The organism is Bradyrhizobium acaciae (assembly GCF_020889785.1).
Taxonomy (GTDB): domain Bacteria; phylum Pseudomonadota; class Alphaproteobacteria; order Rhizobiales; family Xanthobacteraceae; genus Bradyrhizobium; species Bradyrhizobium acaciae.
In genome coordinates, this window is record NZ_JACMYK010000024.1 from 1 (window position 1) to 13,819 (window position 13,819).

Annotated in this window: 13 protein-coding genes; 2 read left to right on the forward strand and 11 right to left on the reverse strand. The window is 64.6% G+C overall.

Going from position 1 to position 13,819, the window contains the following annotated elements:
• Nucleotides 1–237: 237 nt before the first annotated feature.
• From H8A92_RS12795 to H8A92_RS12805, 3 genes are all read right to left on the reverse strand, one after another.
• Nucleotides 238–1,566 carry a sensor histidine kinase gene (locus H8A92_RS12795; RefSeq protein WP_233285421.1) on the reverse strand — a complete coding sequence of 443 codons (1,329 nt, stop codon included), beginning with the start codon at nucleotides 1,564–1,566 and terminating at the stop codon, nucleotides 238–240.
• Between the two features lie 31 nt (nucleotides 1,567–1,597).
• Nucleotides 1,598–2,290 carry a response regulator transcription factor gene (locus tag H8A92_RS12800; protein WP_229196135.1) on the reverse strand — a complete coding sequence of 231 codons (693 nt, stop codon included), beginning with the start codon at nucleotides 2,288–2,290 and terminating at the stop codon, nucleotides 1,598–1,600.
• A gap of 114 nt (nucleotides 2,291–2,404) precedes the next feature.
• Complete coding sequence (locus tag H8A92_RS12805) at nucleotides 2,405–2,926, reverse strand: hypothetical protein (protein ID WP_229196136.1); 522 nt, start codon at nucleotides 2,924–2,926, stop codon at nucleotides 2,405–2,407.
• Nucleotides 2,927–3,377: 451 nt separating this feature from the next.
• Between H8A92_RS12805 and H8A92_RS12810 the strand changes: the two genes are divergently transcribed.
• Nucleotides 3,378–3,776, forward strand: coding sequence for a DUF1127 domain-containing protein (locus H8A92_RS12810; RefSeq protein WP_229196137.1), 399 nt, complete (start codon nucleotides 3,378–3,380; stop codon nucleotides 3,774–3,776).
• 120 nt (nucleotides 3,777–3,896) lie between these two features.
• Here the strand turns inward: H8A92_RS12810 and H8A92_RS12815 are convergent, their stop codons facing one another.
• The 4 genes from H8A92_RS12815 to H8A92_RS12830 all read right to left on the reverse strand — a co-directional run bounded on the left by H8A92_RS12815 (nucleotide 3,897) and on the right by H8A92_RS12830 (nucleotide 8,700).
• Nucleotides 3,897–6,236, reverse strand: a complete 2,340-nt coding sequence (locus H8A92_RS12815; RefSeq protein ID WP_229196138.1) for a Tex family protein — start codon at nucleotides 6,234–6,236, stop codon at nucleotides 3,897–3,899.
• A gap of 118 nt (nucleotides 6,237–6,354) precedes the next feature.
• Complete coding sequence (locus tag H8A92_RS12820; RefSeq protein WP_229196139.1) at nucleotides 6,355–7,209, reverse strand: amidohydrolase family protein; 855 nt, start codon at nucleotides 7,207–7,209, stop codon at nucleotides 6,355–6,357.
• Nucleotides 7,206–8,249: an aldo/keto reductase gene (locus H8A92_RS12825; protein ID WP_229196140.1), complete on the reverse strand. Its 1,044-nt coding sequence runs from the start codon at nucleotides 8,247–8,249 to the stop codon at nucleotides 7,206–7,208. The genes H8A92_RS12820 and H8A92_RS12825 overlap by 4 nt, the downstream gene beginning before the upstream one ends.
• A gap of 163 nt (nucleotides 8,250–8,412) precedes the next feature.
• Nucleotides 8,413–8,700 (reverse strand): monooxygenase, encoded by a 288-nt coding sequence (locus H8A92_RS12830; RefSeq protein ID WP_229196141.1) that lies wholly within the window; start codon nucleotides 8,698–8,700, stop codon nucleotides 8,413–8,415.
• Here H8A92_RS12830 and H8A92_RS12835 point away from each other — a divergent pair.
• On the forward strand, nucleotides 8,663–9,388 hold the full coding sequence (locus H8A92_RS12835; RefSeq protein ID WP_229196142.1) for a TetR/AcrR family transcriptional regulator: 726 nt from the start codon (nucleotides 8,663–8,665) through the stop codon (nucleotides 9,386–9,388). The genes H8A92_RS12830 and H8A92_RS12835 overlap by 38 nt on opposite strands.
• Nucleotides 9,389–9,426: 38 nt before the next feature.
• Here H8A92_RS12835 and H8A92_RS12840 read toward each other — a convergent pair whose 3' ends face one another.
• The 4 genes from H8A92_RS12840 to H8A92_RS12855 form a co-directional block, all read right to left on the reverse strand.
• Complete coding sequence (locus tag H8A92_RS12840; RefSeq protein ID WP_229196143.1) at nucleotides 9,427–10,266, reverse strand: class I SAM-dependent methyltransferase; 840 nt, start codon at nucleotides 10,264–10,266, stop codon at nucleotides 9,427–9,429.
• A gap of 77 nt (nucleotides 10,267–10,343) precedes the next feature.
• Entirely contained in the window at nucleotides 10,344–11,201 is an 858-nt protein-coding gene (locus H8A92_RS12845; protein WP_229196144.1) for an alpha/beta fold hydrolase, read from the reverse strand.
• Between the two features lie 84 nt (nucleotides 11,202–11,285).
• Entirely contained in the window at nucleotides 11,286–12,323 is a 1,038-nt protein-coding gene (locus H8A92_RS12850; protein WP_229196145.1) for a hypothetical protein, read from the reverse strand.
• Between the two features lie 243 nt (nucleotides 12,324–12,566).
• Nucleotides 12,567–13,685 carry a branched-chain amino acid ABC transporter substrate-binding protein gene (locus tag H8A92_RS12855; protein ID WP_229196146.1) on the reverse strand — a complete coding sequence of 373 codons (1,119 nt, stop codon included), beginning with the start codon at nucleotides 13,683–13,685 and terminating at the stop codon, nucleotides 12,567–12,569.
• Nucleotides 13,686–13,819: the final 134 nt, after the last annotated feature.

Here is a 13,819-nt window from a genome sequence, read left to right on the forward strand (position 1 = left end):
CACCCATAACCACAGGGTCGTGTCGTTGAAGCGAGCTGCGGCCCCAGCTCTGCATAAACAATTCGCATTGGTGGTTATGGGTCCCGGGTCGCGTTTCGCTTGCCCCGGACGACGTGGGGATCAACGCCGATTCACATCCCAAGCAGCGCAGCTCGAGGGTGGGTTGGAGAATCGTAGCCCGCTATCGTTCCGCGATGAGGATGGCGTTGGTGCGTTACGCCTTCCGCCGACCCCACCCTACGCCTCCGCCACGGGAAACACGAGCCTGCACAACAGCCCCGGCGCGTTGTCGCGCAGTTCGATCCGCGCGCCGTGCAGGCTCGCGACCGCAGCAACCAGGCTGAGACCGAGTCCATTTCCCGGCGTATAGCGGCTCTGCTCGAGCCGATAGAAGCGCTTGAAAACCCGATCGTGCTGCTCGGCGGGAATACCGGGGCCGTCATCGGCGACCGAAATCACCGGCCCGCTCTCGTCATTGTCGCAGGTTACCGTCACCCGTCCGCCCGGGCGGCCATGCTTGATGGCGTTGTCGACGAGATTGGCAATGGCATCGAACAGCAGGTCGCGGTCGCCGGTGACCAGCACCGCCGGATCGCCGGCAAGAACGAGGTGCGTGGTGACCTGTTCGGCCGCGGCATCATAGAGCTCGACCACCTCGCCTGCGATCTCGACCAGATTGACCGTGCGAAACGCCCCCTTGCGGGCCCGCGTCTCGATCTCGGAAATCCGCGTGATCGATGCGAACATCCCGAGCACCGCATCGAGATCGGCGATGGTGTCGCCGATCAGCGCCGCATCCCCTTCCCCGTTGCGTGGAGCATGGTAGGCCTTCTCCAACCGGCCGCGCATCCGGGTCAGCGGCGTGCGCAGATCGTGGGCGATGTTCTCGCTGACCTGCTTGACGTCCCCCATCAGGGATTGGATGCGATCCAGCATCAGATTGAGGTTCTCGGCGACGCGATCCCATTCGTCATGGCTGCCGTGGAGCGGGATGCGCTGGTCGAGGCCGGAGAGCATGATGGCGCGACTGGTCGCATTGATCGACTCGATCCGGCTGACCGTTCGCTGCGTGACCCCGATGCTGGCAGCCGCCGCAAGCCCGATGATCAGCACAATAGCCGCGATGCCCGCGGCCCTGATCTGCGCCATGAAACCATCGAGATCGCTGATGTCGCGGCCGACTAGTAACCGATCGCCGTTCGACAGGGTCTCCGTCGCAGCTCGCACCAGAGCGGGTTCCGCGGAGAGCCGTGGCAGCGAGGCGCGGAATTCAGCCCATCCCTGCGCGGCAGCATCGTTTGGCCATTGCCCCAGATTTCCAGCGAGTACCGCGGAGCCGGGGCCAGCCAACAGATAGACATGATCGGCTACGTCCTTGTCCGCAATGCGCTGTTCGATCGACGCGGCCAGGCCATCACGGCCGGATCGCGCATAGGCAGCATCGAGGCTCGCCTGCTCAGTCATGATTGCGCGATCGGACCTGTCGCGCACGTAGGACAGCGTCGACCAGTAGACGTAAGCGAAGATGGCGGACACGATCAGGCCGAAGATGCCGATGGCGATCAAGGCCAGGCGAAACGTCGATGACCCAAGGGTTTTAGCCAGGAGCACGGAGGCAGTACCCGATGCCGCGGATCGTGTGGATCAGCGGATAGGCTTGCTGGTCGTCGACCTTGCGGCGCACGCGCCCGACATAGACGTCGATGATGTTGGTCGAGGGATCGAAGTGCAGATCCCACACGTGCTGCAACAGCATGGCGCGCGACACAACACGGCCTTCATTCCGCGTGAGATATTCGAGCAGCTGGAATTCCTTCGGCAGTAGCGGAATCTTCCGGCCGCGGCGGCTTGCCGTCCGCGCGATCAGATCGACCGCAAGATCGCCGACCCGCAGGATGGTCTCCTTGGCAACGGTCTCGCTGCGGCGACCGAGCGCCTCGAGCCGCGCCAGCAGTTCGACAAAGGAAAACGGCTTGACCAGATAGTCGTCGCCGCCGGCGCGCAAGCCTCGCACGCGGTCGTCGACCTCACCGAGCGCGCTGATGATCAGAAACGGAACTGCGATGCCGTCGTCGCGCATCTGACGCATCACCGTGATGCCGTCGATATCGGGCAGCATGCGATCGATCGTGATCACGGCATAGTCGCGCGCCGCCCCCTGGCTCAGCGCCTCGCGGCCGTTCGCCGCAAGGTCCACGTCATAGCCGCTGGTGGTGAGCTCTTCGACGAGTTGACCCGCGGTCTCCGGATCGTCCTCGACGACGAGAATGCGGCGGTGAACTCCGGTCATTGTGTTCAACTCTCCGAGCGCCCGCCCCGCGACGATCGCCGCCAGACTATCCCATTCCGGGGCTGGATGGAACGTCTGGCGACGACCGCGACAACGGTGCGGTTGGTTGGGCGATCACCAATAGTCACCGCACACATTGACCCATTGCAGACCGTAAGCCGTCCATACCCGGCGGTAACAGCCATCGTAGTAATCGGCATAGACGTAAGGCCCGCCGAAGAATGCGAAGCGATGGAAGCGGTGGTGATGGAAGAAGCCGCCGTGATGGAAGAAGCGTCCGCCATGGAATCCGGCTCCGGCAAATCGCGGTCCGAACGCAGGAGCGCCGGCAAAGCGCGCGCCGCCGAAGTGCCCGCCGGCAAAATGGCCGCCGCCGCCCATCGCGGCGAATGCCATGCTTCCGCCACGCATACCGCCACCGAAACCTCCGCCATGCATTCCGCCGCCAAAGCCGCCACCGTGCATGCCGCCACCCATGGCGCCAGCGAAGCCACCGCCGTGGCCGCCACCGAAGCCACCACCGCCACCATGTCCGCCACCGCCACCGCCGCCACCTCTGGCCAGGGCTGCGGGTGCAAGCGCGACGCTGACCGCGAGCGTCGCCGCCGTGAGACATTTGAGAAGCCTGTTCTTCATGAAATCCTCCCTGATTGGGACCGCGGCAAAATCTCGTATCGCCGCACGCGAGCATGATCAGAAGACGCAAGCGGACCGCCGACTTCAACTTACAAATGCGCCAGATTCTGACAGCGGATTTAGGATCGGCACGAGGCTTTCTACTTGCCGTGGGCCTCGCGTGTCCGGTTCAAATTCCGACGCGATCTTCGTGTCAATCATGACCGCTCGCCTTCAGGCTGTGCACACCGCCGGCGCAGCCCTTGATTTTGCGCGATCCCCGTGATAGCCAAGCGACATGATCAACGTCGTGCGCACCGCGAACCGTAAAAACATGACCCACTTTTGCTGGGCCGTGGAAGGAGTCGTGCACTAGGAATTCGACGACGCGATCTTTCACCAGGCCCCGCCGGCATCGGACGGGGCCTTTTGTTTGGCCACACTCCTGCCGGCACACCAGTAGGAGCGTGCGATGCCACCTCAACAGACGAACTTCATAGCCGAGCCCGGGCGCGCAGGGCTCAGCCGCGCCATCGCCTTGGCGAAAGATACCCCGGGCGATGCTGTGGCCGAGCCGTGCCCCGACGCCTCCATCGCAGCACGGAGAGACGCTTTCTCGGAAAAGCAAGCGGCTGGACCACCCGTCGCATCGACGCGGAGCGTCCCAGGTTTACTTCAGCGGTGCTGGCGTGCGTTCCGCACCTGGCGGCGACGCAAGAGGTTACGCGTGAGTTTGCGCGACCTGAGTGACAGACAACTGATGGATATCGGCCTGACGCCCAGCGACATCGACTACATCGCGGCCCACCGAGCTCTCGAACGGCTCAGGGATAGCACCGCGCACCAATGGCTCTCTCGTGGTCTGACGTAACTGACGGCAGGTCACCAGCAGTTCTGTGGCGTTCCATGGCAGACAACCGGGCGGATCCGCGAAGCGTGATCCGCCACAGTTCTGCAATCGCCGCGAGATGGCCGATGGCGCCAACGCGGCTCAGGTCGGCTTGCCGCGCCCGCTCTTCTCGGCTGCGCGGCGCAGCGCCTCCGCGAGCGCGCCGCCGCCGGACTGCTCCTGCGGGCGGCGCGGGGCCGACGACGTCATCTTGGCCGAACCACGTGAGAAATCGCGCGGCGGACCCGCATTGTCCTTCTTCGGACCGATCTCATCGTCAAGCCGCAAGGTCAGCGCGATGCGCTTGCGTGCGACCTCGACGTCCAGGACCTTGACCTTGACGATGTCGCCGGGCTTCACGACCTCGCGCGGATCCTTGATGAAGTTCCGCGACATTGCCGAGATGTGCACCAGCCCATCCTGATGCACGCCGATGTCGACGAAGGCGCCGAAGGCCGCAACGTTGGTCACGGTACCCTCGAGGATCATGCCCTTCTTGAGATCCTTGACCTCCTCGACGCCCTCCTTGAACACCGCCGCCTTGAACGCCGGGCGCGGGTCGCGGCCGGGCTTTTCCAGCTCGCGCAGAATGTCGGTGACCGTGGGCAGGCCGAACGTGTCGTCGACGAAGGTTTGCGGCTTCAGCCCGCGCACCACATCGGCGTTGCCGATCAACGCCTTGATGTCGCTCTTGGTCGCCTCGAGGATACGGCGCACCACCGGATAGGCTTCCGGATGCACGCCGGACGAATCGAGCGGATCCTCGCCATTGCTGATGCGCAGGAAGCCGGCGCACTGCTCGAACGCCTTAGGTCCGAGCCGCGGCACTTCCTTGAGCGCCTTGCGCGACTTGAACGGGCCGTTGGCGTCGCGATGCTGCACGATGCTCTGCGCCAGCCCCGCGCCGATGCCCGACACCCGCGATAGCAGCGGCACCGAGGCGGTATTGGCATCGACGCCGACCGCGTTCACGCAGTCTTCCACCACGGCATCGAGCGAGCGCGCCAGCTTGGCCTCGCCGAGATCGTGCTGGTATTGGCCGACACCGATCGCCTTCGGATCGATCTTGACGAGCTCGGCCAGCGGATCCTGCAGGCGCCGCGCGATCGAGACCGCGCCGCGAATGGTGACGTCGAGATCAGGCAATTCGTTCGAGGCGAAGGCGGAGGCCGAGTAGACCGACGCGCCGGCTTCGGAAACCACGATCTTGGTCATCTTGCGCTCGGGCAGCCGCTTGACCAGCTCGGCGGCGAGCTTGTCGGTCTCGCGCGAGGCGGTGCCGTTGCCGATCGCGATCAGCTCGACCCCGTGCTCGATCGCGAGCTTGCCCAGAGTAGCGAGTGCCTCGTCCCATCGCCGCTGCGGCTCGTGCGGGAAGATTGCGGTGTGCGCCACCACCTTGCCCGTCGCATCGATCACCGCGACCTTGACGCCGGTACGATAGCCGGGGTCGAGCCCCATTGTGGCACGCGGGCCGGCCGGCGCTGCGAGCAACAGATCGCGCAAATTCGAGGCGAACACCCGCACGGCCTCGGTCTCGGCCGCGGCCCACAGCCGCATCCGCAGATCGATATTGAGGTGAATCTGGATCTTGGTGCGCCAGGCCCAGCGCACCGTCTCGGTCAACCACTTGTCGCCCTTGCGGCCCTGGTTGGAGATCGCAAAGCGGTTCATGATCTTGAGCTCATAGAGGCCGGGTACGCCGACGGCGGGCGCCTCGGCCTCCGGCTTGATCGCCAGGTCGAGAATCTCTTCCTTCTCGCCGCGGAACAGCGCCAGGATGCGGTGCGACGGCAGCTTCGGCAACGGCTCCGAGAAATCGAAATAGTCCTTGAACTTCTCGCCTTCGGTCTTCTTGCCGGCGCGAACCGTCGAGGCCATGATGCCGTTCGACCACATCTCCTCACGCAACGCGCCGATCAGATCGGCATCCTCGGCGAAGCGCTCAACCAGGATCGCGCGCGCGCCGTCCAGCGCGGCGGCAACGTCAGCGACCTGCTTCTCGGCATTGACGAAGGGAGAAGCGGCCTCGTTCGGATCGTTTTGCGGCTGCGTCAACAGCTGATCGGCAAGCGGCTCGAGCCCGGCCTCCTTGGCGATCTCAGCCTTGGTGCGGCGCTTCGGCTTGTACGGCAGATAGATGTCCTCGAGCCGGCCCTTGCTGTCGGCGGCCATGATCTGGGCTTCAAGCGCGGCATCGAGCTTGCCCTGCTCGCGGATCGAATTGAGCACCGCGGTGCGGCGCTCCTCGAGTTCGCGCAAGTACGTCAACCGCTCTTCCAGCGTGCGCAGCTGCGCGTCATCGAGCGCGCCGGTGAGCTCCTTGCGGTATCGCGCGATGAACGGCACCGTGGCGCCGCCGTCAAGCAGCGTCACCGCCGCCTCGACCTGCTCGTCGCGAACCCCCAGCTCCTGCGCAATCTGATGATGAATCTTTGCCACGCCTCTCTCTCTGATCCCGTTGCACCGCCGGACCTGGACAGTGCGGACGCCGCTTATGAACCATCCCGGATTGATTCATCAAGGCGCGCTGTGGATCAAATGAGGCGCCGCCTGCAATCTATTTCCGGGATGTCGGCCGCCCGCGACTTGACAAATAGACCCACGCCGCATTGCCGCCGAAAATCGCAGCTCTTGCCTCACTTGACAAATCAGCCAGCAAGGTCTCCGCCGCCGCGAACCAGTGCGCATAGCCGCCGGCGAGATTGACGACGGGCCAATCGCTGCCCCACAGCATCCGCTCCGGCCCGAAGCAGGCCATCGCGTGATCGACGGCCTCGCGCAAATCCTTGACCTGCCAGTTCGGCGCCGCCTCCGTCGCAAGCCCCGAGAGCTTGCAGACGACGTTGGATCGTGTTGCAAGGTTTGCAATGTCGTCTTTCCAGGCCGCAATGTCGCCGGTGGCGAGCTGTGGCTTGCCGCAATGATCGAGCACGAATTGCAGATCCGAATGCTGATCGACCAGCTGGATGAGCCGCGGAAAATGGCGCGGTAGCACCAGCGCGTCGAACACCAGATCATGCCGCGCCATGGCCTCGAGCGGCGCCGCCAGCTCGGGCCGCAACAGCCAGTCGTCATCGGCGATGTCCTGCACCATCGGGCGCAGGCCGACCAGCAGCTCGCGCCCGGCGACGGCATCGACGCGCGCCGCGGCATCGGGCGCATCGAAATCGATCCAGCCGACCACGCCGCGCACCAGCTCGGTGCCCTTGGCGACGTCGAGCATGAATGCCGTCTCGGCCTCGGTCGGCGCGGCCTGCACCAGGATCGTGCCATCGATCCCGGCTGCGGCGAGATGCGGCGCCAGATCGGCCAGGCCGAAGTCGCGATAGATCGGACCGCGCTCCGGCGTCAGCCAGCCGTAATCGGCGCGCGCCAAGGTCCAGACATGGTGATGGGCGTCGATCCGCATCATGCCGGCACCGGCGCATGCTGGTCGAGCAATCCCTCGGCTTTCAAATCGCGCCATAGCGCGGCGGGCACGGGCAATGACAGGGCGGCGGCGTTGCGCTCGACCTCCTGCGGGGTCTGCGCACCGAGCACCAGGCTCGCGACCGCCGGATGGCCCAGCGCGAAATGCAGCGCAGCGGTCGGCAGCGCTACGCCGTGGGCGCGGCAGACGCGCTCGATCGCGGCGACCTTCTGCATCACGTCGGGCGGCGCGTCCTTGTAGTTGTACTTGGCGCCGGCAACCGCGCCGGTCGCCAGGATGCCGGAGTTGAATACGCCGCCGAGCATCATGCCGATGCCCTGCTTCTCCGCCAGCGGCAGGAACTCGGCGAGCGCCGGCTGCTCCAGCAGCGAGTAGCGGCCGGCGAGCAGCATGGTGTCGAACGAGCCTGCCTTGGCGAAGCGCACGCACATCTCGGCCTCGTTGACGCCGATGCCGATGCCCTTGACCACCCCCTGGGAACGCAGATTGTCGAGCGCGACATAGGCGCCCTCCATCGCCTCGCGAAACCGCGCCTCGATGGCGTCAGCACCATGGGTCCAGACGTCGACGTCGTGGATCAGGAGCAAGTCGATGCGATCGGTGCCGAGCCGCAGCAGCGACTGCTCGACCGAGCGCATGGTGCCGTCATAGGAATAATCGACCACCGCACGGTGCGGCTGCCCGCCCGCGAAATTGGAGCCGTCACCGCGGCCGTGAAACGGGTCCATCCAGCGCCCGACCTTGGTGCAGACGACGATGTCATCGCGGGCCACGCGGCGCAGCGCCGTGCCGCTGCGGTGCTCGGCGAGACCATGGCCGTAGAGCGGAGAGGAATCCAGCAGGTTGACGCCCAGCGCAAACGCCCGCTCCGCCGCTGCGATCGCGGCGGTGTCGTCGAGCCGCGCAAAGAGATCGCCGAGCGGTGCCGTGCCAAAACCGAGAATGGAAACATCGAGCCCGGTGCGACCGAGCCTGCGGCGCGGCAGTGCGGGTGCTGGATCTGAAGATTGGTATTGGTTCACCGTGTTGGCTCCCTGCAGTCTTCTTGCTTGCAGAGAGACTAGCCTCGCGGGCACGCCACGCACAAGCCGAAGCGTGCAGAGCCTCCCGCGAGCGATGCTCGCAATCCGGCCAGTGGTCGAAGGTTCCACAAGGGCCGTAGAGTCCAGTGTTACAGCGCCTTAGCTACGCGTCGGCGAGAATTTGCTCGGCGACGTTGTCGACCACGACAGGACTCTCGAAATAAGTCACCGTCGGATCGGCGCCGTATTTCTCCCGGGCGCGGGCGCGCCATGCGTCGGTGTACAGCGCTTCCGCATCCGGCCTCGAGTTCCAGAAATAGACACCGCCGGCCGTCATCCCGTCCTCGGAAATCATATAGGTCTTCCGAAACAGCCCCGACACGCCGCGATAGAACGGCGCCGTGCTCAGAAAGATGCTGCGCGCTTCCTCGCGGGTGATCGGCTTCGGCAATCTGAACGTCGTGACGGCGGTAATCATCCTGATCTCCTGTGGCATCATCCTTGACATGATTGTTAATCTTGACGATGATGTCAAGAATGAACGGGTGGAGCGAACCGAGATGGCAGGTGTGCGTCAGTTTGATGAGGATGAGGTGGTGGCAACCGCGCTCGACGTGTTCTGGCGCAAGGGCCTGCACGACGCGACCATGCAGGACCTCGCCGCCGCGACCGGCGTCCAGCGCGGCAGCCTTTACAACGCCTATGGCGACAAGGAAGCGATCTTCCTGCGCGCCTTCGATCGATATGCCGAGCAATTCCTCGAAGCGGCCGGCAACGCGCTGGCGCAGGGCGATGCGGCGAGCGGGCTCAAGAGCTTCTTCGACATGATCATCGTCAACATGACCGACGGTTCGCCGCCGCGCGGCTGCCTGACCACCCGTACGGCGCTCGACGCGGCCATCTCAAGCACGGATGTGCAGCAGCGCGTGCAGGGCGTGCTCGCCCGGCTCGAACAGCTGATCGGCAAGGCCATAAACAGGGCCCCAGGCAAGCGGAGTGTTGCCGATGCGAACCGGCTGGCCCGCGTCATCGTGACGTTTACGCGAGGGTTGGCCGTGATGGAGCGAGCCGGCTACAGCCGCAAGCAATTGAGGGAGTCCGCCACGACGTTCATCGAGGCGGTCGTGGGCAACGCCTGAGGCGCCGTTGCGCTGTCGCGGACGCGACGAAAGGCGGTTCAGCCTGGCGGCTTGCGCGACCATGCGCCGACAAAGGTCGGGAGTGCAAAGACGCCCTGCATGCCGACCACCTCGGTGCGCAAGCGTTCGGCAAAACTGTCCAGCGCCAGATCCGCTTCGGTCGCGATGCCGAGCTTGACGATATGCGGCAGATTGCTGCGCAAGCCGCTCGCCATGTAGTCGTAGCCGTCGAAATCCGCTCCACCTCCCGCCGGCGCGAACAGGCTCATGCGCGGCGCGGGAAGCCCGGACGCGACGAAGGCGCCGTGCAGCGACAATCCCATCCGGTTGTTCAGCCCCGCCCGTGCGAACATCTCCTTCACATAGCCCCACGCCTGCGACAGCAGCGGCGACGGCGGAATGGCGATCGGCCCCTCGCCCCAGTCGAGATCCTGGAACGCGACGATGCCACCAGGCTTGACGTGCCCAAGCAATTGCCGAAGCAGCGCGGCTGGGTCCTTCACATAAATCAGCACGAGCCGGCCGATGACCGCATCGAAATCACGCTCCAGCGCGATCGTATTGATGTCGCCGGCCCGAAACGAGACCTGATTCAGGCCGAGCGAGCGCGCCGTGCTTGCGGCTTCTTCGACGATGGCGGGGTTGCTGTCGACGCCGACGACCGCGCCGCTCTCGCCGACAACACCTGCGGCGATAAAGGAGACGTTGCCGGCTCCGCTTCCGACGTCGAGCACTTTCATGCCCGGCGAAAGTCCGGCCTCTTTCAGGAGCTGCCATGTCGACGGGTCGTAGAGCTGGGACTGCCGCCTGAGCCTGTCGGTCTCCGCGGTCGAGCGGCCCATCACGTAGTTCGGATCGTAGCCGGACGTCGCTTGCATGGGTGTACCCGTCTTCGGTTCATGAATGTGCGGTGCCGGATTGCCGGACGTCGTCACGGCATCGTTGTTGCGCGCGCTCATTTCGACCGCAGGCCCGACAGGAAAGCTTCCAGATCCGCCGCGAAGCGTTGCGTGAATGCGATGGCGCGATGAGGTGAATGGCCGCACCCCTCGTAGCGAACGATGTCGGCACGCGGATTGCCGTGTGCGAAGCGCGACTCGTGGCCTTCCAGCAAGGCCGCGCCAGAGCCGGGATCGGCCTGAATAATCTTGACCGGGCACAAGAATTCCCGCTCGGTCGGAATCGCCGCAAGAACCGAGCCCGCAACGTCTCCGTCCGCCCAGCATCGCCCGTCTTGCCGCTGCAGCGCAGACGCATGACTGAGCAGATGGCGGGAGCCGAAATGATCGCTACCGATTCCACCCATCGGCGTTGGAGAGTCCGAAACGAACGCAAGGTACGTCCCGAGCGGCGCGCGCGCTTGCTGCCATGCGGCCTGACGCGCGCTGACGATCGCAAACAGTTTTGGGAATGCCGATTTTTCCCACTCTCCCGGCTGCCCGAGAAACCACGGCGGATCTTCGAGAAAGGCTGCACACACGCTGGCGTCACCGCTCTGCGCCAGCACACCGACAACGCAGCCGCCGAGCGAGTGCCCAACAATCACGGCCGGGCGCCCGATTGCGGCCAATGCCGTCTGCGCGTCCGAAACATAGTCGGCGAGAGCGTAGCTTGCAGCCCGGTCCGAGTGGCCGTGCCCCCGGAAATCAAGGGTCCAGACCCGATAGCGTTCCCTGAGCCGATCGCCGATTTCCTGCCAAGTGTCCCGGCTCAGCGACAGGCCGTGTAGAAACAGGATCGGTTCACCGTCCGTTGGGCCAGCAACGGACGCAGCAAGCCTGATGCCATTATTGTCGAGCGATAGATCGGTCACCGAACATCTCCGTTGTGAAATACGATCAACACCATGCACTGGCCTTCCGGATTGCAGCTCGGCATGACCTGCCGTCCGCCGGTTTCAGCGTCCGATCTGCTTGAACTTGTCTGTGAGGCCATCGAGATAGCCAACCCAGGTCGAATTGATCGGCTGATTCTCGATCAGGGCGTGAAAGCGGATCATCATACAGATCAAGAACAGCGGCTGGATGAACGCCGCGCGCACCGTCACCGCCAGCAGGGTCGCGATGAAGACCGTGACCGAGGCGCCATACTCCCTGACAGCGTCCGGCAACCAGACCGTCACCACGCCCGCGGGGACCAGCAGCAGCAGGCACAGCAGGATACTCAGGACCCGCTCCACGATGACCATCCAGACCGACGTCGTCAGGATCGGCTTGGCGTTCTGGCAATAATAGACCAGGCCGTCCTGGATGTTGCGCCTGGGATCATCGCCGCCGCGCGCCAGATCGTAAGACAGCACCACCTTGTCCAGATAGCGAGTCGCGGCCGACAAGATGGTGTTGAGCAGACCGACGATCGCCTTCATGCCGGGCGCCGGCAGCCATTCGCCAAGCGTATCGAGCGCATTGTGAAACGCACGGAGCACGGCGCGGATCAGCGCATTGAGCCCGAACAGGACCGCGACCTCGCCGAACCGGTTCATCACGATCCGGCGGCCGTAGGCGAACTGCCCTTCGGTGCCGTTGCCGATGCGGCCGTGCATGATCAGTTCGGTCAGCACCGCGACATGGCCGCAGGCGATCATGTGAAGGGTGTAGCGCAGGACGGCGCCCCAGATCCAACCACCGAGCAGCAGGATGCCGAGCAGCCAGCAATAGCCGAACACGCTAGCAACGTGAGTGCCGAGCCACACTGCGCCGCCCACGGCGACAATGGCCCAGACCAAGCAGGCCGCGGCAAAACCCAGCAACACGCCCCATCGCGCCAGCGCGTAAGGCAGGGTCTCGAGCAACAGTTTCAGCGCGGTGCCGAGACCGTGATCGCGCACCAGCAGCGGATAGGAATGCGACGGTCCTTGCGACGGCCCGTTGCCGCGCCATTCGGCTGAACCGCCGCCACCCCGACCGCCGTTATTGGTCAGACTCATGTCAGACATCTGGTGCTCTCTTCGTTTATCGGGATTGATTGCCGGATCGGTTCAACGCGACGGCCCTCAACGCGGATTCCCGGCTCGGCCGTCTTCCCGCTTTGCCGGCAATCGCGCCGGCAGGCGGATCACCGCACTGCCAGGCGTCACAGCGCCAACACCTCGGGGCTGGCAGAGGGTTGATCCGTTGGCGCTGTGAGCCGGCGCAGCCGCGACATCGAACAGGGGAGCGTCGATGTCGCGGCCCAGCGATCATTGACCAGCCGGCAGTTCGGCGTAGTTGCCGTCCTTGTCGCGGCGGTACACGACGTAGTCGATCAGGGTGATGTCACCCTTCGGCGTGTAGCTGATGTTGCCGAGCACGGTGTCCCAGCTGCCGGCCTTGATGGCGGCTGCGACCTTCTTGGCATCCGTGGTTTTGGCACGGGTGACGGCCTGGCTCCAGATCTGGAAGGCCGCATAGCTGTAGAGCGTGTAGCCGTCGGGATCGATGCCCTTGTCCTTGAACTTCTTCAAGGTCGCGGCCGCGGTAACCTTCTTGCGTGGATCGGGCGAGAAGGTAAACAGCGAACCCTCGGCGAGCGGGCCTGCGATCGCCGCGAACTGCTTGTCGACCAAAGCGTCGCCGCCCATCAGCACGGCATTGACGCCCTGCTCGCGCATCTGGCGCAGGATCAACGCGGCTTCGGCATAGTAGCCACCGACATAAACGAAATCGATCGACTCCTTCTTGAAGCGGGACACCAGCGCGGCAAAATCCTTGTCGCCCTTGGTGTAGGCTTCATAGAGCTTCTCTTTCACGCCCGCGGCGTTGATGGCGTTCTTGGTTTCGTCGGCGAGGCCTTTGCCGTAGGTCGTCTTGTCGTGGATGATCGCGACGTTCTTGGTCTTGTAGTTCTTGATGATATAGGCCGCAGCGACCATGCCCTGCTGGTCATCCCGGCCGCAGACGCGGAATGTGTTCCACAGCCCGCGCTCGGTGAACAGCGGGTTGGTCGAGCCCGGCGTGATCTCCAGCACGTTGCCCTCGGCGTAGGCGTCCGAGGCGGGAATCGAGGTCGACGAGCAGAAGTGCCCAACGACGAACGGGATCTTCGCGCCGGCCATCTTCTCGGCGACCGACACGGCCTGCTTCGGATCGCAGGCGTCGTCTCCGACTTCCAGCTTGAGCTTCTTGCCGAGCACGCCGCCCGCCGCGTTGATGTCGGCAATCGCGAGATCGGCGCCGTTCTTGAACTGCTGGCCGAAGCTCGCCTCCGAGCCGGTCATCGGCCCGACCACGGCAACACTGACATCCTGTGCCATGGCAGCACCGGACAACGCCAGGCTCGTGCCGAGCGCAAGAAAATATCCTCGAAGTGCAAACGTCATCACATTCTCCTCGATGGTCTTAAGTCGCCTCAATGCATCGCAATCGACTCATGTCGCCGGCTGCGACGATCACCGGGGGCTGCCTTTTATGCGCGCGGTAGCCGGCAGGCTCGGACTGAGGCGACGGGGGATTG